Annotated in this window: 27 protein-coding genes and 1 pseudogene; 2 read left to right on the plus strand and 26 right to left on the minus strand. The window is 68.1% G+C overall.

The window, feature by feature from the left end; all coding sequences use genetic code 11:
* Window positions 1–19: 19 nt before the first annotated feature.
* The 6 genes and pseudogenes from FNH08_RS15010 to FNH08_RS15035 form a co-directional block, all read right to left on the minus strand.
* Entirely contained in the window at window positions 20–1,471 is a 1,452-nt protein-coding gene (locus FNH08_RS15010) for a DHA2 family efflux MFS transporter permease subunit (protein ID WP_152771981.1), read from the minus strand.
* A gap of 154 nt (window positions 1,472–1,625) precedes the next feature.
* A pseudogene (locus FNH08_RS53065) lies at window positions 1,626–1,793 on the minus strand (SDR family NAD(P)-dependent oxidoreductase); the annotation flags it as partial.
* 258 nt (window positions 1,794–2,051) lie between these two features.
* The gene (locus FNH08_RS15020) at window positions 2,052–3,068 is read right to left on the minus strand and encodes an NADP-dependent oxidoreductase (RefSeq protein WP_152771982.1); all 1,017 of its coding nucleotides are present in this window, start codon (window positions 3,066–3,068) and stop codon (window positions 2,052–2,054) included.
* 815 nt (window positions 3,069–3,883) lie between these two features.
* Entirely contained in the window at window positions 3,884–4,714 is an 831-nt protein-coding gene (locus FNH08_RS15030; RefSeq protein WP_322724534.1) for an enoyl-CoA hydratase/isomerase family protein, read from the minus strand.
* Window positions 4,715–4,829: 115 nt separating this feature from the next.
* Window positions 4,830–4,985 carry a hypothetical protein gene (locus FNH08_RS50720; RefSeq protein WP_194238489.1) on the minus strand — a complete coding sequence of 52 codons (156 nt, stop codon included), beginning with the start codon at window positions 4,983–4,985 and terminating at the stop codon, window positions 4,830–4,832.
* Between the two features lie 44 nt (window positions 4,986–5,029).
* The gene (locus FNH08_RS15035) at window positions 5,030–5,224 is read right to left on the minus strand and encodes a hypothetical protein (RefSeq protein ID WP_152771984.1); all 195 of its coding nucleotides are present in this window, start codon (window positions 5,222–5,224) and stop codon (window positions 5,030–5,032) included.
* Window positions 5,225–5,291: 67 nt separating this feature from the next.
* Between FNH08_RS15035 and FNH08_RS15040 the strand changes: the two genes are divergently transcribed.
* Complete coding sequence (locus FNH08_RS15040) at window positions 5,292–5,612, plus strand: hypothetical protein (protein WP_152771985.1); 321 nt, start codon at window positions 5,292–5,294, stop codon at window positions 5,610–5,612.
* A gap of 30 nt (window positions 5,613–5,642) precedes the next feature.
* Here the strand turns inward: FNH08_RS15040 and FNH08_RS15045 are convergent, their stop codons facing one another.
* The 20 genes from FNH08_RS15045 to FNH08_RS15140 form a co-directional block, all read right to left on the minus strand.
* Window positions 5,643–6,071 carry an ester cyclase gene (locus FNH08_RS15045; protein ID WP_322724535.1) on the minus strand — a complete coding sequence of 143 codons (429 nt, stop codon included), beginning with the start codon at window positions 6,069–6,071 and terminating at the stop codon, window positions 5,643–5,645.
* Window positions 6,072–6,474: 403 nt separating this feature from the next.
* The gene (locus tag FNH08_RS15050) at window positions 6,475–7,449 is read right to left on the minus strand and encodes an enoyl-CoA hydratase/isomerase family protein (protein WP_152771986.1); all 975 of its coding nucleotides are present in this window, start codon (window positions 7,447–7,449) and stop codon (window positions 6,475–6,477) included.
* Between the two features lie 158 nt (window positions 7,450–7,607).
* A complete protein-coding gene (locus FNH08_RS50725; protein WP_194238489.1) occupies window positions 7,608–7,763 on the minus strand; it encodes a hypothetical protein in 156 nt (51 codons plus the stop codon).
* 240 nt (window positions 7,764–8,003) lie between these two features.
* A complete protein-coding gene (locus FNH08_RS50730; protein WP_194238490.1) occupies window positions 8,004–8,459 on the minus strand; it encodes a GNAT family N-acetyltransferase in 456 nt (151 codons plus the stop codon).
* A gap of 566 nt (window positions 8,460–9,025) precedes the next feature.
* Window positions 9,026–9,451, minus strand: a complete 426-nt coding sequence (locus FNH08_RS15065; protein ID WP_152771988.1) for a hypothetical protein — start codon at window positions 9,449–9,451, stop codon at window positions 9,026–9,028.
* A gap of 353 nt (window positions 9,452–9,804) precedes the next feature.
* Window positions 9,805–10,116, minus strand: a complete 312-nt coding sequence (locus FNH08_RS15070) for a hypothetical protein (protein WP_152771989.1) — start codon at window positions 10,114–10,116, stop codon at window positions 9,805–9,807.
* Between the two features lie 123 nt (window positions 10,117–10,239).
* On the minus strand, window positions 10,240–11,094 hold the full coding sequence (locus tag FNH08_RS15075) for a hypothetical protein (protein ID WP_152771990.1): 855 nt from the start codon (window positions 11,092–11,094) through the stop codon (window positions 10,240–10,242).
* Window positions 11,091–11,807: a ParA family protein gene (locus tag FNH08_RS15080; RefSeq protein WP_322724539.1), complete on the minus strand. Its 717-nt coding sequence runs from the start codon at window positions 11,805–11,807 to the stop codon at window positions 11,091–11,093. The genes FNH08_RS15075 and FNH08_RS15080 overlap by 4 nt, the downstream gene beginning before the upstream one ends.
* Window positions 11,808–11,973: 166 nt before the next feature.
* On the minus strand, window positions 11,974–12,546 hold the full coding sequence (locus tag FNH08_RS15085) for a helix-turn-helix domain-containing protein (protein WP_228034133.1): 573 nt from the start codon (window positions 12,544–12,546) through the stop codon (window positions 11,974–11,976).
* Window positions 12,543–14,045, minus strand: a complete 1,503-nt coding sequence (locus tag FNH08_RS15090; protein ID WP_322724541.1) for a transcriptional regulator — start codon at window positions 14,043–14,045, stop codon at window positions 12,543–12,545. The genes FNH08_RS15085 and FNH08_RS15090 overlap by 4 nt, the downstream gene beginning before the upstream one ends.
* Before the next feature lie 1,144 nt (window positions 14,046–15,189).
* Window positions 15,190–15,426: a hypothetical protein gene (locus FNH08_RS15095; protein WP_407704375.1), complete on the minus strand. Its 237-nt coding sequence runs from the start codon at window positions 15,424–15,426 to the stop codon at window positions 15,190–15,192.
* A 136-nt stretch (window positions 15,427–15,562) separates the two neighbouring features.
* Window positions 15,563–16,213 (minus strand): CoA transferase subunit B, encoded by a 651-nt coding sequence (locus tag FNH08_RS15100; protein WP_152771992.1) that lies wholly within the window; start codon window positions 16,211–16,213, stop codon window positions 15,563–15,565.
* On the minus strand, window positions 16,213–16,968 hold the full coding sequence (locus FNH08_RS15105) for a CoA transferase subunit A (RefSeq protein ID WP_322724542.1): 756 nt from the start codon (window positions 16,966–16,968) through the stop codon (window positions 16,213–16,215). The genes FNH08_RS15100 and FNH08_RS15105 overlap by 1 nt, the downstream gene beginning before the upstream one ends.
* A 101-nt stretch (window positions 16,969–17,069) precedes the next feature.
* Window positions 17,070–17,822, minus strand: a complete 753-nt coding sequence (locus tag FNH08_RS15110; RefSeq protein ID WP_322724543.1) for an SDR family NAD(P)-dependent oxidoreductase — start codon at window positions 17,820–17,822, stop codon at window positions 17,070–17,072.
* A complete protein-coding gene (locus FNH08_RS15115; RefSeq protein WP_152771993.1) occupies window positions 17,819–18,790 on the minus strand; it encodes a fumarylacetoacetate hydrolase family protein in 972 nt (323 codons plus the stop codon). The genes FNH08_RS15110 and FNH08_RS15115 overlap by 4 nt, the downstream gene beginning before the upstream one ends.
* A gap of 104 nt (window positions 18,791–18,894) precedes the next feature.
* The gene (locus FNH08_RS15120; RefSeq protein WP_152771994.1) at window positions 18,895–19,833 is read right to left on the minus strand and encodes a VOC family protein; all 939 of its coding nucleotides are present in this window, start codon (window positions 19,831–19,833) and stop codon (window positions 18,895–18,897) included.
* Window positions 19,834–19,858: 25 nt separating this feature from the next.
* On the minus strand, window positions 19,859–20,857 hold the full coding sequence (locus FNH08_RS15125) for an amidohydrolase family protein (RefSeq protein ID WP_152771995.1): 999 nt from the start codon (window positions 20,855–20,857) through the stop codon (window positions 19,859–19,861).
* A complete protein-coding gene (locus FNH08_RS15130; RefSeq protein WP_152771996.1) occupies window positions 20,854–21,984 on the minus strand; it encodes an FAD-dependent oxidoreductase in 1,131 nt (376 codons plus the stop codon). Before FNH08_RS15130 ends, FNH08_RS15125 begins: the two co-directional genes overlap by 4 nt.
* A 22-nt stretch (window positions 21,985–22,006) precedes the next feature.
* Window positions 22,007–22,969, minus strand: a complete 963-nt coding sequence (locus tag FNH08_RS15135; RefSeq protein ID WP_322724545.1) for a cyclase family protein — start codon at window positions 22,967–22,969, stop codon at window positions 22,007–22,009.
* Window positions 22,966–23,967 (minus strand): fumarylacetoacetate hydrolase family protein, encoded by a 1,002-nt coding sequence (locus FNH08_RS15140; RefSeq protein ID WP_152771998.1) that lies wholly within the window; start codon window positions 23,965–23,967, stop codon window positions 22,966–22,968. Before FNH08_RS15140 ends, FNH08_RS15135 begins: the two co-directional genes overlap by 4 nt.
* A 145-nt stretch (window positions 23,968–24,112) precedes the next feature.
* Here FNH08_RS15140 and FNH08_RS15145 point away from each other — a divergent pair, with 145 nt between their 5' ends.
* A complete protein-coding gene (locus FNH08_RS15145) occupies window positions 24,113–25,063 on the plus strand; it encodes a LysR family transcriptional regulator (protein ID WP_322724546.1) in 951 nt (316 codons plus the stop codon).
* Window positions 25,064–25,207 lie beyond the last annotated feature (144 nt).

Consider the following 25,207-nt stretch of genomic DNA (forward strand, 5'->3'; position numbering starts at 1 on the left):
CCACCCCTCGATGCGGGCTTCAGGTCGCGACCGGGGTGCCGGCCGGGGCACTTCCTGCGGCAAGGCCGGCGGCCGGGCCGTCGGCCTTGTGCTGCCTGGGCATGAGCAGCGCTACAGCCGCTGCCAGGGCGACCGCGCCGGCTCCGGCCCAGAGGGCCGGGATCAGCCCGTCCACGAACAGTGCGGCGGATCCGTAGCCGCCCTGGGCGGAGAAGACCGCGGCCAGCGTTGCGACGCCGATGGCGCCGCCGACCTCGCGGATGGCGTTGTTGGCGCCGGAGGCGATGCCCTGCTCCTGGGGGCGGACGGTGCTCAGGACGAGGTTGGCGCTGGGGGCGAAGAACATGCCCAGGCCGATGCCGCAGACGATCAGTGCGGGCAGCATGTGGGTGTAGGCCTCATGCGGCTCGACGGTGATCGCCCACAGGCCGAGGCCGACGGCGTTCAGGGTCATGCCCGCCGTGACGACGGGTGCGCCGCCGATGCGGTCGGACAGGGCCCCGGCCAGCGGTCCGGCGATCATGGGCATGGCGGTCCAGGGCAGCATCCGTATGCCCGCTTGCATCGGCGAGTAGCCACCGACGGTCTGCAGGTACTGGCTGAGCAGGAAGATCGACCCGAACATGCCCAGCAGCATCAGCAGGCTGGCGGCGTTGATGGCGCTGAAGGAGCGTATGCGGAACAGGCGCATCGGCAGCATCGGGTGCTTGGCGCGCAGTTCGTACAGGACGAAGCCCACCAGCAGGACCGTTCCGGCGAAGAAGCCGCCCAGCACCGGGGTGCTGCTCCAGCCGTCGGCGTTGCCGCGCACCAGGGCGTAGACGATGCCGAACAGTCCGCCGCTGGCCAGAACGGTGCCGACGAGGTCGAGGGTCGGGTTGGGGCCGCGGCTCTCGTCGAGGCGCAGCAGGGCGAGCGGGATCAGCGCCAGCCCCAGGGGCACGTTCACCCAGAAGATCCACTGCCAGGAGAGGTTCTCGGTGAGTGCGCCGCCGATGAGCGGTCCGGTGGCCACGGCGATGCCGCTGGCCGCGCCCCACACACCCAGCGCCGCGCCGCGCCGTTCGGCGGGCACGGCGGCCGAGAGCAGGGTGAGCGTCAGCGGCGTCACGATCGCGGACCCGACGCCCTGCGCCGCCCGCGCGGCGATCAGTTCACCCATCCCCGGTGCGAGGGCGGCCGCGGCCGAGGCCGTGGTGAAGATCCCGAGCCCGATGGCGAACAGCCTCCGCCGTCCGAACCGGTCACCCAGCGAGGCGCCGAACATGAGCAGGACCGCAAAGGTGAGGGTGTAGGCGCTGACTGTCCATTCGAGGTCTTCGAGCCCTCCGCCCAGGTCCTTGCGGATGGAGGGGAGGGCGGTGGTGACGATCAAGTTGTCGAGTGCGGTGATGAATCCCGCCGCGCTGGTGATGGCCACGGCCCAGACGGCGCTGCCGCCCCGAACCCGTTGCTTGCGTTGCTGTTTCATGGCGTTCCCTGCATTCCCTGGGCAGACGTACGTGGCGACGGATCAATGGATGTGGACGCCGGCGGGTGACGGCATGGTGTGCGACAGCGAGCATCGGCACCGAGCGGGCTCGGGGCGGATTCCTGGGTGGCTGTCCTCAGGGGAGCTGCGGGTAGAGCACGGAGACGCCTCCAGCGAGAGCGGCCTGTGCCTGGCGGGAGGCGTCGTCCGCGACGATCTCGCAGGTGACGGTGGCGCCGCGCTCGAGCAACTCGGCGGCCAGGGCGCGGCCGAAGCCCCGGTTGGCTCCGGTGACAAGGGCGGTGCTGATGGAGAGGTCCATGGAGAGTTCCTGGTGAAGTGGAGAGGAATGAAGGTCAGAACGCCAATGGCGTGCCGAGAGGGCCAACCTGTTAAATTACGATCATAATGTTAAGAGGGTGGGTCGGTGATCGCAACCGATCCATGTTTCTGTGATGCCGTCGGGGTTTGGCTCTGTGCGACGCCAGGGTGTTTCGATCTTGCGCTGCGACTGACGCGAGAGGGCCCCGCCGCGCGCACGGCACGGCAGGCTCCTCCTCCCGGCGTGAGGGAGGCGGATTCAGAGCTTGACGATCATCTTTCCGATGTTCTCGCCCCGCATCATGGCGAGGAAGGCGTCCAGGGTGTTCTCCAGGCCGTTCCGCACGGTTTCGCGGTAGCGGAGCTTGCCCTCGGCGAGCCAGCCGCCTACCTCGCGGACGAAGTCCGGCTGGAGATCCAGCTCTTCGCTGACCATGAATGCCAGGATGTCCGAACGCGTCACGGACAGGTTCCACAGGTTGCGCGGGCCGACGACCTTCTCGTCGTTGTACTGGGAGACCATCCCGCACAGGACGATCCGTGCGTGCAGCTTGAGGGCGCCGATCGCCGCCTCCAGGTGCTCGCCGCCGACGTTGTCGAAGAAGACGTCGATGCCCTCCGGGGCCGCCTTGGCCAGCTGCTCGGCGACCGGCCCGTTCTTGTAGTTGAACGCGACGTCGTAGCCGTACTCCTCGATGAGCAGCTTGACCTTCTGGTCCGAGCCCGCGCTTCCGATCACCAGTCCGGCGCCCTTCAGCTTGGCGATCTGGCCGGCCTGGGTGCCCACGGCGCCTGCCGCGCCGGAGACGAAGACCGTGTCGCCCTCCTTGATCTTCGCGAACCGCTCCAGACCGATGTACGCGGTGAGGCCGGGTACGCCGAGCACGCCCAGGTAGGCGGGAAGAGGGGCGAGGTTCGGGTCCACCTTCTGTGCGCCCGCCGCGTCGAGGATCGCGTAGTCGCGCCAGCCGAGGACGTGCACCACATGATCACCGGGAGCGAAACCCTCCGCGTTGGACACCAGGACACGGCCGACCGCCGGGCCGTCCATCGGCGCGTCCACGTCGTAGGGCTCGATGTAGGACTTCTTGTCGCTCATCCGGCCACGCATGTAGGGGTCGACCGAGAGGTATTCGTTGGCGATGAGGAGTTGCCCGGCGCCGGGCGTGGGGAGGGCCACCTCGCGCAGCGAGAAGTTGGAAGTGGTCGGCCGGCCCGCCGGGCGGGTGTCCAGGTGCCAGGCGTGGGCGGTGGTGGGCAGAGTCTGCTCGGACATGTTGATCGGGTCCCTTCGGTGGAGCAGTTCGGATTGGCCAAAGGTCTGGCTACTGAAGAGAAAGGTCTGTCTGCCGGGAGCAGGAAACGAGCCGCGAACGGTCGCTTCCAGGAGCTATCGGGGGCAGGCTGCGTCGAGCAGGTCGCGCGCCGCCCACCTCGCGGCCCCGGCGCCTTCCACGCGGGTCGCCGCCGGTGTGCCGTCGATGAGGAGTGTGAGCTGGAACGCGAGTGTGCCTGGGTCCGGGGCACCGGCCGGTGCGGCCAGGGTGCGCACCTAGGCTCGTACGGCGCGGTTGTGTTCGGTGGTGGATGGCGTGCGCGGTGGTGCCAGGGGCGTACTCCGCCACCGTGTTGATGAACGCGCAGCCGAGTACGCCCTCTCGCAGCGTTCTCCAGCGCGGCGAAGACGCCGGCAGGAGCGACCTCCGCTGCCAGAACCGGGACACCGGCCGGGTCCTGGAGGTCCCCCCAGGGGCCGCCATCTGAGCACGCACGATCGGAACCTTGATCACCAGGGCGGTGACGTTCAGGCCGTCGTCCGGAGCGATGTAGCTGTGCACCCGCACGTTGCCCTTGTCGATGACGGTGACTGTGCCGCTCATTTACCGCACCTTGTGTCACAGCAACGGGTGAAACGATCAGCTGTTGCCGGCACTGCGCAGGTCACAGTCCCAGCCGCCCAGGCGTTCCACGTGGCCGGACTCCGCCGCGACGATTGTCCAAACCTTCATGGAATCTGCCGATGTGGCAGACCGCCACGGGTGAGTCGGCCTCGTCGAGCATCGCGGCAGACTCTCCCGCGGCGAGAAGGGATCAGGAGGTCTGGTTGGCCAGTCCGACGTACTCGCCCAAGTGGTATTCGACGTCGAGACCCTTGTCGGCGATCAGCGTGCCCAGCGCCACAGCACGGGCCAGGAACCCTGGGTTTGTCAGCGAGTCCACGAACCCGCTGTAGCTGGCGATCAGGTCGGCGTCCGGCGGCAGCGTCGCTCGGTTGACCATCGACTTCGCGGTCGTCAATGCCTGCCGGTCGAAGGAGGCGAGGCGGGCGACCGTCGCGTCGACGAAGGCGTCGAGTTCCGCGTCGGGCAGGGCTCGTGTGACCCACCCCCAGCGCTCGGCCACGTCGGCGTCGTAGTCGACGCTGCTGAGAATGGCCTCGAGCGCTCGGTCGCGGCCGATGGATCGGGGGAGTCGCTCGGCTCCGCCTCCGCCGGGAACGATTCCGATGCCGACCTCGGGCTGCCCGAAGATCGCCTTCTCGCGACTGGCGTACCGCAGGTCGCACGCGAGAGCCAACTCGTTGCCGGCGCCGCGGGTACGGCCGCGGATGGCCGCGATGCTGACGTACGAGGCCTTACTCAACCGCATGACCATGTCGGTCCAGACCGGCGGGTCGTCCTCGTGCTGGGGTACGGGCAGGTCGCCCGCCGCGGCGCCGTCGAAGTGGTTGATGAAGAAGTCGGGGACCTCGCTGGAGAAGACGACGACCTGGATATCCGGGTCCTCGTCGAACCCGCAGACGATTTCGTGCAGCCTCACCACGGCCTCGGGAACCATGAGGTTCACAGGAGGATTCGCGAAGGTGATCCTGGCGGTCTGGAGGGTGGTGCGCTCGAGGTGGATCGCGCTGGGCTGACTCACGAGAGGGCTCCGTTTCCTAACGGACAGTGGTGCTGGGCGGCAGACAAGAAGCAGTAGGAGATAGGGGGCTCAATGCGGTCATCGGGCTGACCGGACGCCGCGTGCTCGAACGGGCTCAGCGCTGATCGAAGGTCGACGCCTGCTCGTTCACGGAGGCCTTGGACCGGTCGCGGAGATGGGTGATCCTGAATAACGGTGCTTTTGGCCCTGGCACCACCAGATCCGCCAACATCCTGTCCTTGCTTCCGGTTTCGATGATCGCGGTCGCCATGTCGTCTCCCGCGGCGCGCGCGAGTGCGCTGACCACGCCTGACGCTACTTACAGCGAGCTGAAAGCGGATCCGTCATCGTATCGGTCACGGAGACGGCGAAGATTTGGAACGCAGGTAGCACGAGCGCTCCGGCGGCAGCGGCCATGAAGCTTTCAAGCGGAGGGATCTGCGCGGACGGCGTCAGGAGCAGGCCGCCCTTGAGCGGATCCTTGACGATGCCGTCAGGAATGCGGAGCAACCATGATGGTGTGGGGTTACCCGGGGGCCGGCCAAACGCTTTGCTCAAGCGCGTGGCCGGATCCGTCGTGGCAGACTTCACCGTCCTGAGATGTCACGGCACTCGTCTCAAGTCGGAGTTGGGCTTCGCCGCGCTGCACGAACTGCTGTGGCCGGTGACCGAGCGGATCAGCAGGCAGCCGCAGCCGCAGCCGCAGGCCAAGCCCCTGAACGAGGCTCGGCATGAGCGGCGATGTGGAGGACTGGTTCCTGATCGGCGTGGCCGTACTGAGCTCGTCGGCGAGCTGGCCGAGGAACGGCCGGTGCTCATCATCGCCGACGAGGCTCAGTGGCTCGACGAGCCATCCGCAGTGAACATCCGGCTCCTGCTCGAGGCCGTGGACCTCTAGGAAACGGACACCACCTTATGAACCGCCCACTCAGGGCTGCAACTGGGCGAAGAGCGACGCCAGGTCGATGAGGCCCCAGGCCTCGGTGATCTTCCCGTCAACCACCTTGAACATACGGAACTCCAGCACCTTGATCGGTCGGCCGGTGGCGGGAGTGCCGTTGAAGGGCCGGGTGCTCGTGCCGGCCCAGATGAAGGCGATGGCGAACCAATCGTCCTCGGCGATGACACGGACCGGCGTGAAGGTGACGTCGGGGAACGCGTCGAAGACCGACGCCAGCACCGCGCGGTTGTCCTCGACGCCGGTGGTGGTGCCGTCGGCGGCGTACAAGCGGGCGTCCGGCGCGAACGGGGCCAACGCGCTGTCGGCGTCCCGCAGGTTGAGTTGCCTCATCAACTCATCGGCGAACTGGTGCAAGTCAGTGGTGGACGTTTGGGTTTCGACGTTCGAGGAAGACACGTGCTTCTCCAATGTGGATGGCCGGAGCTGCTCCGCCCGGTGATTGACTACGCCATTGTCTTACGATCGTAATTCCATCAAGGTGATCAAGAGGCCGCAAGCGAGTTCCGAGGCGAGTGGGATCGTGTGGCGGCCTACCAGTCGAGCACCGGCGCACGCCGTCAGCCGTGAACGTCACGGCGGACAAAGGCCTCGTCAAGCTCGATGCCCTCACCAGGCCGACGCCGACAACTTCACCAGGCAGCGGTAGCCGACCGAGCCCCCCGCGACCAGCTGCCCTGCACCAACCTCACCGGGCAACGGACATCACTCCACGAACCGCCCTGTGACAGCCTCAACCGAGGCTGTCACAGAGGGAGGCAATGAACCGCCGATCAAGGCGGGATCACCACATCGACTCGATCTACTCGCTTGGGCTACTTCCGAATCGCCCGGCGGCGAGTGCTCGCGCGTACGTGTCACGATTCAGCAGAGGGAGCTCGCCGGTGGCGTCCGTGGTGGCGATGTATTCGAGCATCCGCCGCTGAGCTTCCTTCGATTGATCTCTGACCAGGAACTCGGCGTGCTCGAGCTGCAAGCCGTCCTCGAGCGACAGGGAGCTGCCGAAGTAGATGGATCGCTTGATGGCTCCGAGAGATTTCTTCGAGCGGAGGCTCAGATACTCTGCGCGCTCGATCGACCGTGCGAGGACCTTTTCCTGTGGCACCACTTCGTCGACCGCACCGAGCGAGAGAGCCTCCGCAGGCGTGAACGGCCTGCCTTCGAGAACGGCGACCAACGTCTGCTGCCTGCCGATCAGACGAGGCAGTCGCTGAGAGCCGCCGCCACCCGGTGTCAGTGCGAGCAGGACTTCTGTCAGGCCGATAACGTGCTCCCCGTCTGCCATGATGCGCAGATCACAGGCAAATGCCAGTTCCGCGCCGACGGCAAGTGCCGAGCCGTTGAGTGCCGCGACGAAGATGGTGCCGCTTGCATTCATCTTCAGGAAGGTGGCATGGAAGCTGTCGAGCTGCAGAAGTGTCTTGAGCCGGGTCATCCCCGCGAGCGTTCTGACAACCGGCACCCTGTTGATGAGCCTCGCCGTGCGCGCCACGAGCTTGGCGATGCGCGTGTTGATCGGCGGGAATCCAGTGCCCCCTTCCTGTAGCCAGCGCACATCGGAATGGCTCAAGAAGCGGTCAGGATGCGTACCGGTGAAGACGACCGCGCGGATGTCCGGATCGCGGTCCGCACGATCGACCAGCTCTTTCAGTTGCTTGGTGATCTCGGGATCGAACAACGCATGCGGGCCTCCGTCGATACGAGCGACAAGCACCCCGGCGTGGCCCTCGACGGCGATGTGTCCTGCGGGCTGCGAGCTACTTCTCGACGTGCCCATGTGGTCCTCCGGTGAGTTGGCTGTGGTTTCCGGCGCTCGCGCGGGTCACGCTCCTCCCTGAGACGGCGAGGCATTCCGTGTGGGGCGTGCCGGCCCGGCGACCGGGGTGGCAGGTCGGGCGCGGTCATGTCACGCAGACGCCGCGTGCTCGGGCGGGCTCAGCGCTGATCGAAGGTCGACGCCTGCTCGTTCACGGAGGCCTTGGACCGGTCGCGGAGATGGGTGATCCTGAATAACGGTGCTTTTGGCCCTGGCACCACCAGATCCGCCAACATCCTGTCCTTGCTTCCGGTTTCGATGATCGCGGTCGCCATGTCGTCTCCCGCGGCGCGCGCGAGTGCGCTGACCACGCCTGACGCTACTTACAGCGAGCTGAAAGCGGATCCGTCATCGTATCGGTCACGGAGACGGCGAAGATTTGGAACGCAGGTAGCACGAGCGCTCCGGCGGCCGATCACGACGCAGCTGGGAGGCCGTGACCTCGATGACGACCCAGGTGCCGGGTTAGTCGATCGCGGCGTCGGCGATGCGCTGGCGGCCTTCGCTGGTCGCGTTCAGTCGAGGATCTTTGAGATTGGGCAGCCCCATGCCACACCCGGTCTGTCGGGTCCGTAGAGCGTGGGACCGCATGCCTGGAAGAACTCCTGTCGGCTGGCCGCGTTGTCGCCGTCCTGGGGGACCAGGCCCAGGAAGGTGTGGCCTGCTTCCTGGGCCCGGTGGGCGATCTCGGTGAGAAGTGCCCGCCCGACCCCGCTGCGACGATCCGTATCAGCGACGGCCATGGTCAAGACGAACGTCTGCTCGCCGGGATGCGCCTCTCGGCCCTCGTCGTGTCCGAAGCCGCAGTGGAGCTGGAACTCAGCGACCCCGATGACGGTTCCGTGGAGCTCGGCCACGATGACGTCCAAGCCCTCGGGATCGTAGAACCTGCCGTTTCCCAGATGGTTCGAGTACAACAGCTCCTCCACCACCGAATAGTCGGCGTGGGCGATGTCACGGATGAGCGGCATGGGCCGAGTACCCCCAGGCAGCAGCGTGTACCCGCTCTCACGGCATCCAGTGGCGGGTATCCGCCCGCCACTGGATGCCGTTGTGGTCTCGTTGGAGGAGACCATCCGCCACCGATTCTCGGTTCGGGAACGACACGACGTAGAGCGGTGGAGGCGAAGGGTTCCATCCCTGCACAGCAGCGCAGCACCCGCTGATGGCAGCGGCCCGACCGGAGCTGTTGCCGCGACTGAGTGCGGACGCCACTCGGCGCGGGGCGGGTGCGCCTTGTAGAGCCGGAAATCCAGGTTTCGCTCTGGGAGGTTGGCGACCGTGCTGCAACTCACCCCCGGATCTGCTGCATTGAACGGAAGGCATCGCCGAACGCGGTTACGTGCAGGCCTTCTGCCGCCCTCGGTGGGCGCGCATAGGTGTCCCATGTTTCGGTGAAGTGGGCGTGCCGTGAGAGCGCTTGGACGGTCTTCGGGTCGTGCTGGCCTGGTCCGCCGAGTGTGGTGGTGTAAAACACCTTATTCCGCAAAGCGTTCTGTGCTGGGGGCGATCTCGTCCCACTGTTCGGCGATGGTGTTCAGTGGAGAGTCGACACGGCCGTGTAGCGTGTGGATAGGTCCTCTTCAGGCAGCCTACTGAGTTCCTCGAAGGTCAGGCTTGCTTGCTGCAAGGAGCCATCGATGAGGTCGAGTTCATCGTTCGCCGTCTTGATGAATGCGTCGAAGATCGAGTCAAGTTCGGACCGAGTGAATTCCCACGTGCGCCCACGAAAGTGTGAGCTGCTCTTGAGGATGCCGAGTTTTTCGAGATTTTCGCGGAGGGCATCTCTCTGCCTTCGCAGCGCAGTGCAGGCTTCGCGGCCGATCGAAACTTCCTGGACCCACAGGTACGCAGCGAGCAGGTCGGCATCGTCGGCTTTACCCAACGCGTTGCCGATCCTGCTGCGTACGTCGCGGTCGGGGTAGCGGGGAGGGACGACGCGAGCGGTACGGTCAATGATCACCGGGGGAGCGTATACGGGGTCACTGACATTCCAAGGCGGCCTCCCGCCCTACTGTTCATACGTGAAAGGGATACTTGCCTCGTCGCTGGCAGTGCATGTGATGCTTGATCGTCTCTGAAGATTCGCCTGTTTGATGTCCGTTCCGAATCGCGTGTGCGGTGGAGCGTTTTAGCGGACGTGGTGCTTGGGTTTGAGCCGGGAGGCAACTAAGTCGTCGGTTTGCCCGGCCAACCAGAGTTCGGCGGGTAGCCGAACAGGTGTGGGGTGACCGTGCGGCGGGGCATATGTCCGCCTCCCGGTCGGTATGGGACTGCAGTAGAGGCAAATCTCTTCGCCGTACGTCGGCCTGCCGATCATGTTGCGGTCGTGTTGGTGGGGGCGAGGCTCGGCGGGTAGCCCTTTGCGCGGAGCCAGGTGTCGAGGGCGAGAGCGACGATGTCTCCGTGCGGTAGGCCGGTGTCGGCGTTGTAGCGGCGGATGCGTCGCTGGAGCTGGAGGTCTGCGGGGACGGCGTGGTTGAACTGTCCGCGTTTGGTGTGCCGGTTTCTGATGACGTCCAGAGTGTCCGGATGCGGCGTGAGAACGTCATCGGTCGGCTGGGGCTCGGCGTCGAGCGCGTCGGCGATTTCACGTAGTCGGCGGGCGTAGGGGGAGTGATCAGGCATGCGAGCTGCTCCGGTCGGTCCGGATAGGCGGATAGCTATCCGCCTATTGGGTTATTGGAATAGTCGGCACGGGGCGGCCCGCCCCTTTGCGTGAGGGTGGCCGCCCTGTGCCTTGCGGTCGGGTCAGAACCCGCGGGTGGTGAGCCACTCGTCCAGTGCGACCGAGACGATGTCGCCGATGGGCAGGTGGTCGAGTTCGTTGTCCAGCGCGAAGCGCTTGAGCCGCTTCTTCAGCTTCAGCGCCGCGGGGACCGACGAGTCGAGGCTCTCGCGCGCGATGATGCGCTGGTTGAGAACGACGGCGGTCTCAGGAATGTCCTTGGGACGGCCGGATCCCTGAGCCCACGGTGTTCCTTGGCTGGGCGTTGTCTGTGATTGCGCATCCTGTTCCTGGTGAGCCCGTGGAACATCGGTCCTCACCGGGAATCCGTTGCCGCCTGCCGTTGGGGAATCTGCAGGGCGAAGCGCCACCTCGGCGCCCCAGGCTGCGCCGGGAGCCGCGGACGTGCCGTGCTGCACAACGGGTTTGGCTGGCTGCGTGGGCTGGATGGCAGGTGCTGCGGGCTCGGCAGCCGGGAGTGCAGGCGGTACCTGCCGCTTCATCGGCTGACCGGCGGATTCTGTCCCCGCCTTGGTGGCGGCGACGGCCGGGCGAACTGGCTGACTGGCGGCCGGCTCCGGGACGGGGCCGCCCGGTGCCTCGGCAGTCGGCTGGGCGGACGTCTGTGCCACTTCGGGCATCGCCTTGGCCTGGCCCTGTGCCGACCCCTCGGGGTTGGGAACGGTGGAAGGAGCGGGCTGAATCTGCGGCTCGCCGGCCGCGGGACGGCCTTCGGACGGGGTAGCGGCCTGTTCGGCAGCGTACTGCTCGGGGGTGAGCTCGGCGGTCGGGGGAGGAGGCGGAGGGGTGGTCTTCTTGGTTCCGCCCAAGGTACGACCGCCCGTGCGGCGGGCGGGGGGCTTCATGCGTTCGGTCATGCCGCGGTCAGCTCCTTCATCAGCTCGGCGTACTCGCTCAGCTCGGTCGGGATCTCGCCGAAGGCCTCCATGTAGTGGACCCAGGAGTGGATGGTGGTGTCGGCGAGCGGGAACGCCTCGTCGCGGTCCGGGCCGATGCCCTCGCCCTTAACGGGGTCGAGGAGCTTGTCTTTCGCGTTGCGGGGCAGGCTGGTGCGGTCGTCGGCCTTGACCATGACGACGTGGGCGGTGACGCCGTGTTCGTTGCGTGCGGCGGCGCGCTCGGCCTCGTCGAAGGTGGCCACGAGCTTTCGGCGCTCGATCTTGGTGGGGGCGACCGGCACGAGCAGCAGGTTCGCCTCGGTGACAGCCTCGTGGAAGATGCGGGCGCTGCCGCCGCCGGCGTCGACCACGATCGCGCCGAACTCGGCGCGCTTGGCACGGATGTACTCGGCGATGTCGTCGAACGGGTACCGCTCGACGACCAGGTTGGCGGGGATCTCGAAGCCGGCGGCCTGGGCGACCTTGAACCAGTCGTAGGCGGACTGGCTGGTCGCGTCGGCGTCCAGCAGCAACGTGGGCAGGCCGAGGACGACGGCGTAGTAGAGGGCGATGAACCAGGCCGAGGTGGTCTTTCCGGTGCCGCCCTTGAGCATGCCGACGACGATCACGAACGCGTCCCAGACGTGGTCTGTGGCTGCGGCCAGGGTCTTGTGGCGGGTGTTGGCGTTCACGTGTGCTTGATCTCCTGAAAGGGAAAGGGGTGTTGTCGTGTGTGATTCGGTGGAAGCGCTGCTCCTGTGGAGGCACGTCTCCGTCGGACTGGTGGAGGCGCCCGTGCTCCGCAGCGGCAGCCGGGATGCCCTTGGGCAGAGCGATTGAAAGCTCTGGCTTCGGCTCTCATAGTCGGTTTCCGTCACGGTGAGCGGAGCCGTGTCGGTGCTGGGGCCGCATTCGCGTCTTGGCCTGGTGCAGGAGCCGGTAGACCGTGGCCACGGAGTAGTTGCACTCCTCAGCAAGCTCCGGCACCGTGGCGCCGGCCTCGTACCGCGCCCGCAGAGACAGCGCGAGCTTCTGCCGCTCAGGGGCCCGCGCTGCACTGCGCATCCGCAGCGTCTGCTGGGTAGTGCGCACGGTTCCGCCGGCCTCGATCAGCAGACGCCGGGCAGCACGTCTCGAATCTCCCGCCGTTGCGGCGAGTTCGGTGAGGGTTGCGCCGTGCTGCTCGTAGAGGGTGCGCAGGTGAGTTGCGAGGCGCTGGCGGGCTTGTGGGTTCTGCCGCATCCGGCGGGTCTGCCAGGAGGTGCGCATGACGGTCCCGGCGTCGTGCAGCCGGTTGAGGACGCTGCCGTAGGACAGGCCGCTGGCGGTGACGACTTCGTCGACCGTGGCACCGGACTCGTACTGCCGGCGCAGGGACTGGGGCGTCACCGCCTCGCTCGCATCGGAGGTGGTCGGTGGATGTGGGTTCATGCGACGGACTCCCATTCGCTGAGGGCTTCGGCATGGGCAGCGGCCAGCTCGTCGTAACTGCGCTGGTCGGATGGGGTGATGAGGATCAGGCGGCCGTCGGTGGCGACCCGCCAGTCGGTGGCCGGACGACCGGTGAGCGGGTCGAGGACGCGTCCGTCGGGGGTATGCCACGCGGGCGGGATCTCGTCGGGGCGCGGCGCGGGTATCAGGACCTGACGACCGTCGCGGACGATCACTACAGCCTTGCTGCGGTGCTCCCCCAACCGGCTCAGTGCCTCCTGGTAGGCCGCCCGCTCCGCCGTGTGCAGGGCCTTGCGCCGGGCCGCGATGCCCCAGGTGCCGTGCTGCTCGGCGATGTTGGCCCAGCCCTCTGCCGGCGTGTGGCTGTTGTCGGCGTCCGGGAGGGGGATACCGAAGCCCTCCAGCGCACGTGGCGCGAGGTTCCAGGTCTCTCCGGTGTGCTGGACGAGTCCGTGGTCGGCGAGGCGTTTCAGGGTCCGGTAGGTGGTGGCGCGGGAGACCGAGGAAGTGCCGACGAGCTCAATGACCGTCTGGTCCGGGTGCACGTGCAGGGCGCTGATGATCATGAGGGCGGCGCTGCCGAGGCCGTGGTGGGCGAAGGCGTCGTGGCCCATGAGATTGCCGAGGACGGTGGAGTCGATGTCGGCCGTCGTGGCCGTCTCAGAGGTGGTCCACTCCCCAAGTGCCGGGTCGGGGGGGAACTGAGTGGACCGGAAACGAGACAGCAAAGCCGGGCCACCGTGACCCGCGATGTTGCCGTTGCCCAGGTACCAGGTGGAGCCCTCCCGGCCATGGCCCACCCGCAGACGCCGCAGCCAGCCACGCGGCCGGAGGACTGTCTCGTAGATGACCCGCAGCGTCGTGCGGGACACCCCGGCTTCCTCCGCTGTCTGCCGCTCACTGGCGTGGTGCAGGGGGCCGCCCGCGATCTCGGCGAAGTTCAGGTGCGCCCGCAGCACCCGCAGCGCGGTCCGTCCTCGCTCCCCGCGCCAGGGCGTGGTCTCGATGCGGTCCCGCAGCGCGGCGAGAATCTCGTACGCGTCGTGCCGGGAGCTCAGCGCGATGGTGGTGCTGATCGTCTTGGAAGCGCTGTTCCAGATCCGGCGGATGTAGTCCAGGGCGCGGGTCTGCCCGGAGCGCAGCGCGATGTGCCGGGTGTGCCGTCCGCCTTCGTGCTCGGGATGCAGCAGGAGCTGCGTGAGCTGGTCGATGCTGCCGCCGGCGCGGGCGACGTGGCAGGCGATGGCCGCGGTGATCCGGTGTCCGTGCTCGGCCGCGCCCTGGCGGTCCCCGCGGGGGATCACGGTCCGGCCGTCGGAGGAGAGTCGGCTGTAACTGCCGGTGGCGTAGCGGCCGGTGAGGTCTCCGAGCAGAATGAGATCGGTTGCGGCCGACGGAAGTTGGGTGTAGCCCAGAACAACGCCGTTGAATTGGGATGCGTTTGGTCGAGAGAGGTCGTGATGGGTGTTGTGCGTCACGGTGGGGTCGTCTCGCAAAGACGTGGACGCCACCCAGGCCCGCTAAAACCACGGGTGGTGTCCGGAACCGACCTCCAACGGCGCCGGCAAGGTCTCCAGGATTGCCGTCCTGGAGGCCCTCGTAAGCCCGGCCCCGAGCGGAGGCAGGCGTCCCCATCGCAGCTCGACCGAGGTCGAAACAGAGCCCCGCCAGAGTCGCTCACTCGTGATCCACACCGGCCAACTCAGGTCCCTCAAAGGCCAGTTTCAGGGGCTGCTGCCTCTGACTGCCTCCGAGCGACCCGGGTCGAACCGGGGTCGAATCAGAGCGGTTTCCTCTGACTGCCTCCGATCGCCTCTGCAACCCGTCCTAGCAGGTCACAGCCTCATCGCCTCGCATAAGCGCAGGTCAGAAAGATGCGCTAGCTGTACCACTGGTTCCTGGCGAAAGCGGTGATGTGCGGCATGGCAGTTCCCGTCCCTGTCGGCGGGGCGCCCTCGCCCCGCGTGCCGTGGTTGGAAACAGGGTCGTGAGACTCGTGTCGGCTCGGCAAGACGGCTTCTGCCAGGCGGAAGAACTTCTGTAAAGAGGCTGGTCAGAGCCTTGTTCTGTCAACGCCTAGTCGCCAGAGTGGAGTGCCGCGTGGTGCGGCCATTCGGTTCGCGCTCGGGCGAGCCGGAGAGGGCGACAGCGAGAGCGACTACTCACTGCGTGGCATTAATCGCCCGAATATGTCCACTTAGTTTCGATTGCGAGACTCCTCTGTCGACGGATGGTCAGTACAGCGGCAAAAATCAGCATTATCGCAGGTCAACTGCTGACCATTTTGGAGTCTGGAGCCCTCGGGTCGAATCCGGGTCGAATCCGCACCCTTCTGGGTCGTTGAGGGTGTCGCCGCTGGTCAGGACGGTGTGAAGGCACCTGGATCGCATCGCGGATGGGGTGGCGTGGCGAGTAGTCGAACCGGCGAGCCGCTGAACAGGCGTTGAGTGGCTGTGGTGGGCTGCCAAGGGCAGGAAACTCACCAGCAGATTTTCGCTGCTGGCGGTGCACGCTTCTCGCGATCATGTCCTGCGGAAACATCATCAGGCGAGACGGCTGATGCGCGACGCCCGGATCTGGCGGTTCTTGGCCGAGACCGACCTGCCGAGCGTCAGAGGCCATCTAGTACTCCAGCCGGAGAGGCCCGGTCAGCACGCCCTGCCCGACGAGCGAGCCGACGCGCGTGCGGCGGGCGCCGAAGCGGCCGATGACCTTGGAGCCGTAGGCCCCGGCGACGGCCGACAGGCCCAGCGTCTCCTCGAAGTACAGGGTCAGCACGAACACCAGCGTCGACATCATCGAGAAGGTGAGCAGACCGCCAACGTAGCCGACCTGGGTTGCCTCACCGGCACCCCGCACGGGACAGCCGAGAACGACACCGGATCTTCGGTTTGTATGGCGTGTCAGGGCGTGCTCCTGTGGCCCGGCCGGTCGTTTCCGCGTCGGCTTCCCGATGAGTGGGACAGCCGCCTCCGGTTCGGCGGCTCGTTTGTCGTCAACAAGCAGCCGACAGGCTGTCGAGGCGCAAGGGGGCACCGGTGCGCGCTGCGACGTGGTCCACGGTGACGCCGGGCGCGGTTTCGACGAGGGCGAGGCCGGCGTCGGTGATGTCGAGGACGCCGAGGTCGGTGATGACGCGGTGGACGCAGGCCTCGCCGGTGAGGGGGAGGGTGCACTCCTTGAGGATCTTCGGGGTGCCGTCCTTGGCGGTGTGTTCCATGAGGACGATGACGCGGCGGGCGCCGTGGACGAGGTCCATGGCGCCGCCCATGCCCTTGACCATCTTGCCGGGGATCATCCAGTTGGCGAGGTCGCCGTGTTCCGAGACCTGCATGGCGCCGAGGACGGCGGTGTCGATGTGGCCGCCGCGGATCATGCCGAAGGACAGAGCCGAGTCGAAGAAGGAGGCTCCCGGCAGCACGGTGACGGTTTCCTTGCCTGCGTTGATCAGGTCGGGGTCGACCTCGTCCTCGCTCGGACAGGGGCCGGTGCCGAGGATGCCGTTCTCGGAGTGCAGCACGACGTGCACTCCGGGCGGTAGGTGGTCGGGGACAAGGGTGGGCAGGCCGATGCCGAGGTTGACGTAGGAGCCGGCGGTGAGTTCGGCGGCGGCGCGGGCGGCCATCTGGTCGCGGGTCCAGGGCATCAGGAACGTACCGTCCTCTTCTCGATGTGCTTGTCGGCTGCTTGCGTCGGCGTCAACTCCACGATCCGCTGTACGAAGACACCGGGCAGGTGGACCATGTCGGGGGCGAGTTCGCCGGGTTCGACCACTTCCTCGACCTCGGCGACGGTGACGCGGCCGGCCATCGCGGCGAGCGGGCTGAAGTTGGCGGCGGCGCGGCGGAAGACCAGGTTCCCGTGGCGGTCGCCACGCCAAGCCCGTACGAGGGCGAAGTCGGTGGTGATGCCGTGCTCCAGAACGTACGCGCGGCCGCCGAACTCGCGGATTTCCTTGGGCGGGGAGGCGGCGGCGACGGAGCCGTCGGGGGCGTACCGCCAGGGCAGTCCGCCGCGTGCGACCTGGGTTCCCACGCCTGCCGGGGTGTAGAAGGCGGGAATCCCGGCCCCGCCGGCTCGCAGGCGTTCGGCGAGGGTGCCCTGGGGCGTCAGCTCCACCTCCAGTTCCCCGCTCATGTACTGGCGGGCGAACTCCTTGTTCTCACCCACGTACGAGCTGGTTACCCGGCTGATGCGACCGGAAGCGAGCAGCACGCCCAGCCCCCGCCCATCGACACCGCAGTTGTTGGAGACGACCCGCAGGCCCGACGTGCCCTGCGCATGGAGGGCCTCGATGAGGACGCCGGGGATGCCGGAGAGGCCGAATCCCCCGACGGCGAGCGAAGCGCCGTCAGGAATGTCGCCCACCGCCTCGGCGGCGCCGGCGATGACCTTGTCCACGGTGTTGCCTGTTCCTTTCAGTGGGGAGGGCCGGCCGAGCGGTCGACCAGCCGTCGCTGACGACGAGTTGCGAGCCGGAGCCGCTTTCCGGTCCGGCCGTTTCACGGGCCCTCCGCTTGCAGCGCGTCCGAGACGGACTTGACGCCGCCGTGCGCGGTGAGCCCACCGTCGACGGCGATCTCGGCGCCGGTGATGAAGGACGAGTCGTCGGACAGCAGGAAGACGACAAGGGGAGTGACCTCGTCGACCGTGCCGGTCCGCCCCAGGGGCGTCTCGCGGATGTTCGCCTCACGGAAGGCGGGCGCGGCGGAGGCGGTCATCTCGGTCTCGATGTATCCGGGGTGGATGGTGTTGACCCGGATGCCCCGGGGGCCGAGTTCGAGCGCCGCGGTCTTCGACAGGCCCCGCAAGGCCCACTTGCTGGCCGTGTAGGCGACCGGATAGTGGCCGGTGAGAGCGGCGGAGGAACCGACATTGACGATGGAGGAGCCGCGTGGCATCAGCGGGGTGAGGTGCTGGATGCCGAGCAGCGGGCCGGTGACGTTGACGGCGTGGACGCGTTGGAAGTCGTCGGTGCGCACGTCGCCGATGCGGGCGCGCCAGGTGATGCCCGCGTTGTTGACCAGGCCGTGAACCTGGCCGTACGCCTCCTTCAGTTCGGCGGCGAGTTCGGACCATTCCTCTTCGCTGGTGACGTCGAGCCGGCGGCAGCCGGGGGCTCCTGTCACATCGGTGGCGATGACACGCGCGCCTTCCCTCGTGAGGGCATCGGCCTCGGCCGCCCCCTGACCGCGGGCCGCTCCGGTGATGACGACGACCTTGCCGAGCAGCCGCTTGCTGTGGAGTTCACTCACGGCCGCTCCCGCGAGCGGCGCCTGCCGACCGGCAGGGCGACGGGTTCGGGACCGGGCACGACGGTGTTGGAGACGGTGCCGATGCCCTCCACCGTGAGGGTGACGACGTCGCCCGGATTCAGCGGGGGCGGCGTCCGCTCGCCGCGCAAGCCCCACAGCTCTGCCAGGCAGCCACCATTGCCGCAGGTGCCGGAGCCGAGGACGTCACCGGGAACGACGCGGGTGCCACGGGAGGCGTAGGCGACCATCTCCTCGAAGGTCCAGCTCATGTTCGACAGCAGGTCCTTGCCGACGACCTCGCCGTTGACCTCGGCGGTCAGGGCCAGACGCAGGAAGCCGTCCGGGTCGCGGAAGGGCTCCAGCTCGTCGGCGGTGACCAGGTACGGCCCGAGCGTGGTGGCGGTGTCCTTCCCCTTGCAGGGGCCGAGGCCAACCTTCATCTCGGCGGACTGCAGGTCGCGGGCGGACCAGTCGTTGAAGATCGTGTAGCCGACGATATGGTCGCGGGCCTGTTCGGGGGTGAGGTCGCGGCCTTCGCGCCCGATGACTGCGGCGACCTCGAGTTCGAAGTCCAGAACGCTCGATCCCGGGGGTACAGGGATGTCGTCGTACGGGCCGACGACCGCGTAGGGATTGGTGAAGTAGAAGGTCGGGGCGGCGTACCACTGCTCGGGCACCCCGGTGGCGCCGTCCACGGCCCGCCGTACACCCTCGACGTGCTCCTCGAAGGTGACGAAGTCCCGCACGGTAGGCGGTTGGAGCGGCGAGAGCAGCCGCACCTCGGAGACGTGCGGGCCGGCCGGGACGTCCTGCGTCACGCTGTCTGCAGCCAGCAGGTTGCGGAGGCTGCCCCCCTCGGCGAGCAGGTTGGTGAGCGAGCTGACACCGGGCAGGGGGTAGAGCGTGCCGTCCTCGTCGACGACGGCCACACGGCGACGGCCGCGGTACTCGTAGGTGGCGAAGCGCATGGGGGCTCCTGTCGGAGGGAGTGCGGGCGCGCGGGCCCGGAGGCGCTGCGGGCGGACAAAGCCGACCGTCGCTGCGCCCCCGGACGGGCCGGACAGGTGGGAGGTCAGACCGGAGGGGCGACGAAGCAGCCGCGGTCGGGGTCGTTGAAGGACTCCTTGGCGACCAGTTCGTTCATCGGGTTGGCGGTGCCCCACTGGTCGGTGACCTCGGGCTGGGAGAAGTCGTAGACGTGGGGGTGCCAGGTGTCCTCGTCGAGGCATTCCAGCTCGGTGGTGTACTCGACGGTGTTGCCGTGCGGGTCGAGGAAGTAGGTGAAGGTGTTGTCGCCGGCGAGGTGCCGGCCCGGGCCCCAGATCTTCTTGAAGCCGGCGCGGATCACCCGGCCGGAGCCGCGCATGTACTCGTCTATCCCGCGCATCTCGAAGGAGATGTGGTGCAGGGAGGCGTGCGGGCCCTGCGCGATGGCCATGGAGTGGTGCTGGTTGCTGATGCGCATGAAGTGCATCGCCTCGCCCATCCTCGGGTGCATGAGGGTGTCGGAGAGGCGGAAGCCGAGGTGGCGCTCGTACCACTCCCGGGTGCGGTTCAGGTCGGGGGAGTTGAGGACGACGTGGGACAGCTTGACCGGGATTGATTCCTTCTCCTCGATCCTGCGGTGTTGCCGCACCTCGACGTCGGCCGAGACCTCGATGGTGCGGCCGTCGACGTCGAAGAAGCGGAAGCCGTAGCCGCCGCCGGGCGTGTCGATCTTGCCTGGCTGGGAGACCAACTGCACTCCACCGGCGAGGAGTTGCTCGGCGAGGGTGTCCACGTCGGCCGGGCTGCCCGCGCCGTAGGAGACCAGGTCGAGGCGCTTCTCGTCGGCCCTGCGCAGCCGAACGACGTACTGTTCGGGGCTGCCCTCGGCGGCCAGGAAGGAGATGCCGGAGTCCTCGGAGACCTTGGTCAGGCCCCAGACGCCGGCGTAGAAGTCGAGCTGTTTGTCGTAGTCGGGCACGGCGAGGTCGACGTGCCGCAGATGGGTGAGCAGGCGTGCGCTCATGATGGGTTTTCCTCCTGTGTGGGGGTCAGGTGAGGCGCAGCAGCGTTGTCGCGTTGCCACCGCGCACGGCGTGGAAGTCGTCGTCGGGCAGGCGTGCGGCGCGCAGTGCGCCGACGGGGTCCTCGGTGCCCATGTCGAAGGGGAAGTCGGAGCCCAGCACCACCCGGTCCGCGCCGGCCGCGCCGATCAGTGCCCGCAGTACCTGGGGGTCGTGGACCAGGGAGTCGAAGTACAGGCGCTTCAGGTAGCTGCTGGGCAGGTGGGCGCAGCCCGCGCCCGCGTCGGAACGGGCCGACCAGGCGTGGTCGGAGCGGCCGATGTGGGTGGGCAGATAGCCGCCCCCGTGTGCGGCGATGACCTTCAGCTCTGAGTGCCGGTCCAGGACCCCGGAGAAGATCAGGTGGGAGAGCGCGACGGCGTTCTCGGTGGGCTGGCCGACGGTGTTGGACAGGTACCACTGGTCGAGGCGTTCGTCGAGCGTGCAGCCGAAGGGGTGCAGGAACAGGATCGCGCCCGTCTCCTCGGCCCGCTTCCAGAAGGGTTCGTACGCCGGGTTCGACAGCTCGCGGCTCGGCGCGTGCGAGGAGATCTCCACGCCCGACAGGCCCTGTTCCAGGGCGTGTTCGAGGGCGAGCACGGCCTGGACCGGGTGTTGCAGCGGGACCAGCCCGAGGCCGTGCAGCCGGTCCGGCGCCTGGGCGCAGTGCGCGGCCGTCGCCTCATTGGCGAGCCGGTACACCTTCTCGGCCGTCGCCTCGTCCGCCCAGTAGTGGTAGTGCGAGGGCGAAGGGCTGACCAGCTGGACGTCCACGCCCTGCGCGTCCATCGCGGCGAGGCGTACGGCGACGTCGGTGAGGCGCGGGATGCGCTCGCCCACCATCGGCCCGCTCACGGCGAGGGCGGCCGGACCGTTGCGGCGGGCGTCCAGCGCCCGGGCCGCGGCGAGATCGGGGTGATCGGCGACGGCCTCCTCCACCTCGGGGACCAGGAGGTGGGCGTGGACGTCGACTGTCGGTGTGGTCAAGGCAGTTCCCCGAGCGGGGTGAGGGTGCGGGCGATCAGACCGGGTACATCGGCGTCGCGCACGCCGTCCAGCTGCCACTGCCCGACCTGGACCGACGCCTCGACGATCGGCCGGACCCGTCTGATGCGGCGCTCGTAGAACTCCTGGAGCAATGCGTCGTCCCAGTCCCGCCCGCCGGTCAGCAGCTCGGCCAGAACGGAGGCGTCCTCCAGGGACATGGCCGCCCCCTGGGCCAGGGTGGGCGGGCAGCAGTGTGCCGCGTCGCCGATGAGGACGACCCGGCCGCGATGCCAGGAGCCCTCCACCAACAGGCGGTCGAACCAGGTGTAGTTGACCTTCGCCGGGTCGGTGATGTGCTCGACGATCTCGGTCCAGTGGCCGCCGTACGCCTGCGCGAGCCGGCGCATCTCGTCCGCGTAGGTCTCCGGCGGGATCGAGGCGCGGTCGCGGTTGGCCTCGACGACGTACGCGTAGAGGGTGTCCTCACTGGTCGGACAGTATCCGGCGATGAAGGCCGGGCCGCCGAACGCCAGGTTGGTGCGGACCAGCCCCTCGGGGCGCGGGGCGGGGGCGCGCCAGATCGCCATGCCGGTGGGCTCGGGCTTGTCGGTGATCCCGATCGCCGCGCGGGTCACGGAGTTGAGGCCGTCGGCGGCGATCACCAGACCGTAGCGGCCCTCGGTGCCGTCGCTGAACCGCACCGAGACGCCCTCGGCGTCCTGCTCCAGGGTCTCGGCGGTGGTGCCCAGGTGCACGTCGGCGCCGGAGGCACGGACGGCGTCGATGAGGATCTGCTGGAGCCGCGGGCGCTGCATGCCGACCGTGGCGGGCAGGTCGTCACCGCCGGTGCGGATGTCGTCGTGGGCGAAGAGCAGCGTGCCGTCCGGGGCGGTCACACCGAACGACTCGAAGGCGAACCCGGAGGCCTCGACCTGTTCCCACACGCCGAGTTCGCGCAGCACGCGCAGCGCGTTGCCCTGCAGTGTGATGCCGGAGCCGGCGGTGGCGTTCCAGTCGTCCCTGGCCTCGATCAGGTCCACCTCGACGCCGGCGCGGCGCAGCAGGATGGTCACGGCGTTGCCGGCGGCGCCGCCGCCCACGACAAGGACTCTGCTGGTGTTGCTCATGGGGAACTCCTTCGTTCCGCTGTTACTTGACGGCGATCGGATTGACCGGGGAGCCGACGGCTCCGGTGATCGGCAGCGGTGCGGCGGTCAGCCAGAACTCGTACACGCCGTCGACCGCGCAGTCCTCGGCGAGCGACTCCAGGTCCCACATCTCACCGATCAGCAGGCCTATGTGCGGGATGGCCACCTGGTGCAGCGGCTGGAAGGCGTGCTCGAACTCGTTCGGCCGCACTTCGAAACCCCAGGTGTCGGTGGCGATCGCGGCGATCTCGCTGCCGTGCAGCCAGCCCGCGGTGGTGAACGACAGGCCGGGGGCCGCGCCGCCCGCGTAGTCACCCCACCCCTCGCGCCGGGCACGGGCAAGCTGCCCGGTACGCACCAGCACGATGTCGCCGCGCCCCACGGTCACCCCGTGCGCCGCCGCGGTCGCGGTCAGATGCTCCTCAGTGATCGCGAAACCGTCCGGCAACTCGCCCCCGGTGCCTACGGCCCGGCCCACGTCGAGCAGAACGCCGCGTCCCGCGACGTACGCCGCCATGTGCTCGATACCGGTGACGAGGTCGCCCTCGGAGGTGACCACCTTCTCGGACGCCCGACCGTTCCAGGCCTTGCCGTGGTCGAAGATGTGGCCGAGCCCGTCCCACTGGGTGGAGCACTGCAACGGCATGACGATCACATCGTCGGCCCCGCCGATGCCGTGCGGGAAGCCCTGAATACCCAGGGCCGCGTCGGTGCCGGTGTCCAGCATGGTGTGCACCGGGTTGGTCCGCCGGCGCCAGCCCTTCTGCGGACCGTTCATGTCGAACCGCTGGGAGAGGGAGAAGCTGACGCCCCGGCTGACCAGGGCCGCACCCTCCCGACGCTTGCCCTCGTCGAGGAAGTTGAGCGTGCCGAGCACGTCGTCCTCGCCCCAACGTCCCCAGTTGGAGCATGCCTTGGCCGTGCGCGCGATGGAGCCTTCCGGATCACGGCTGTTCAGGGTCACGACGCGGCCTCCGTGACACATCTGGTGCGCTGCACACCGAGCCCGGTGACCGAACCCTCCATCACGTCGCCGTCGCGCAGCAGCCGACCCCAGTGCATGCCATTGCCGGCCGGGCTGCCGGTCAGGATGAGGTCACCGGGCAGCAGGCGAGTGGTCTGGGAGGCGTACGCCACCATCCGGGCAACGCTGAAGATCATGTCCTTGGTGGACTCGTCCTGCATGGTCCCGCCGTTGAGCTTGAGCGTGACGCGCACGTCGTCCGGGTCGGCGATCGACCCGGCGGGCACGATCCAGGGTCCCAGCGGGGTGAAGCCGGGTGCGTTCTTGCTGCGCAGCCAGTCGGTGCCGATCTGCGGCATGTCCCGGCGGAAGACGGTGGCACGGTCGGTGAGGTCGTTGGCGATCGTGTACCCGGCGACGTGTTCCAGAGCCTCCTCCACGGACACCTGGTAAGCGGGCTTGCCGATGACGGCCGCCAACTCCAGCTCCCAGTCCGGCTTTTCAGCCCAGGAGGGCAAGACGACATCGTCGTACGGGCCGGTGATCGCGCTCGGCAGGCCGATGAACATGTACGGCAGGTCCTCGGCTGCCCGCCGGTCCATGATCTCGGCGGCCTCGGCGCGCCGATCCTCCTCGGAGCGGTCGTCGTCGGGGTCCCGATGGGCCACGTGCAGGTCGATCACGTGCTGCCGGTAGTTGGCTCCCGACTGCAGCACCTGGCGCGGCTCGACGGGAGCATGCACCCGGAAGTCCACCAGGGGCCGCCGTTCGGTCCCGGGGTCGGCGGCGAACTCGTGCAACAGGGGGAGTACGACCGCCCACTGCTCGAGCAGACCGCGCATCGTCAGAGCGTCGTCCCGCAGGGCCGCTCGGAGGTCGACTACCTGACTGTCGGCCGTGACCAGGGCGGGGAAGCGCGGCCGGCCCGGGGCCGAGAGGGTGGCGAGGGCGAAAGGGCCCGCGAACAGCGCGGATGCGGGTTCGGGTTTCACGGACATGTCCTCCTGATTGCGGTGGGACTTAATCTGGGGCCGCTCACCCTGATCAGGGAAATCGATTCTGTGGATATTCGCGATCCGCGACGTTAATATTCGCTGATCAAAGTATTGCTAAGTTGATCAAAGTATTGCTAATGGGAGTCCCGTGAACCTGGCCCGCCTCGATCTCAACCTCGTCGTCGCGCTGCGTGCCCTGCTGGAGGAGCGCAATGTCACCCGGGCCGGGCGTCGCATGGGCCTCAGCCAGCCCGCCATGAGCGCCGCGCTCGCCCGGCTGCGCCGCCACTTCGACGACGACCTCCTCGCCCGAGCCGGCGGCCACTACGAGCTCACCGCCCTCGGGCAGGTCCTCCTCGACCGCACGTCCACCGCCTGCGACCTGCTGGAACGCCTCTTCAGCAGTCAGGGCCACTTCGACCCGGCCGCCGAGAGCCGCGAGTTCGCACTGCTTGCGAGCGATTACGCCGTCGCCGTCTTCGGCAGCGATCTCGCCCGCGTCGTCCATGAAGAGGCGCCGGGTATCAGGTTGCGCTTCACCCAGACCCCGCCAACCCTGCTCGACGACACCGCCACACTGCTCAGCACGACGGACGGCCTGTTCATGCCGCACGGTGTGATCAGCGGCTTCCCCGCCACCGATCTCTACGACGACCGATGGGTCTTCCTCGTCGCGGACCATCACCCCGAGGTCGGTGACCGCATCACGACCGAGGACCTGGCCCGGCTGCCGTGGGTGACATACCAGCGCACCTATGACGCCCCGGCCGTACGCCAGCTCGGCATGCTCGGCATCGAACCCCACGTCGAGGTCTCCGTCGACAGCTTCCAGACCCTGCCCTTCCTGGTCGCCGGCACCCGTCGCATCGCCCTCGTCCAAGGGCGCCTCGCGGAGCGCCTGCGCGGCATCGCCCCGGTACGGATCATGGAGCCGCCCTACGAGGCCGTCCCTCTCCGGCAGGCCCTGTGGTGGCACCCGGTCCACACCCGCGATGCCGCGCACATCTGGCTGCGCGAGACGGCCGCGCGCGTCGCTGCCTCCCTCACCGGGCCGACCACCGCCATTCACAGGCTGGATGAACACGATCCAGGAGTGTGATCGCGCAGAGGGTAGCCGTCCGGGGGAGCCTGGCTCATAGTCGTGCCAGTTCCTGACGCCCGCTCTCGGGCGCATTCCCCTTGGGTGCACCTGCGCCCCGCAGCCTGGCACAGCCACGGCCACCGCGGGGGCGCGGTCGCGCGC

It is taken from the genome of Streptomyces spongiae, assembly GCF_009377185.1.
GTDB classification, from domain to species: Bacteria; Actinomycetota; Actinomycetes; order Streptomycetales; family Streptomycetaceae; genus Streptomyces; species Streptomyces spongiae.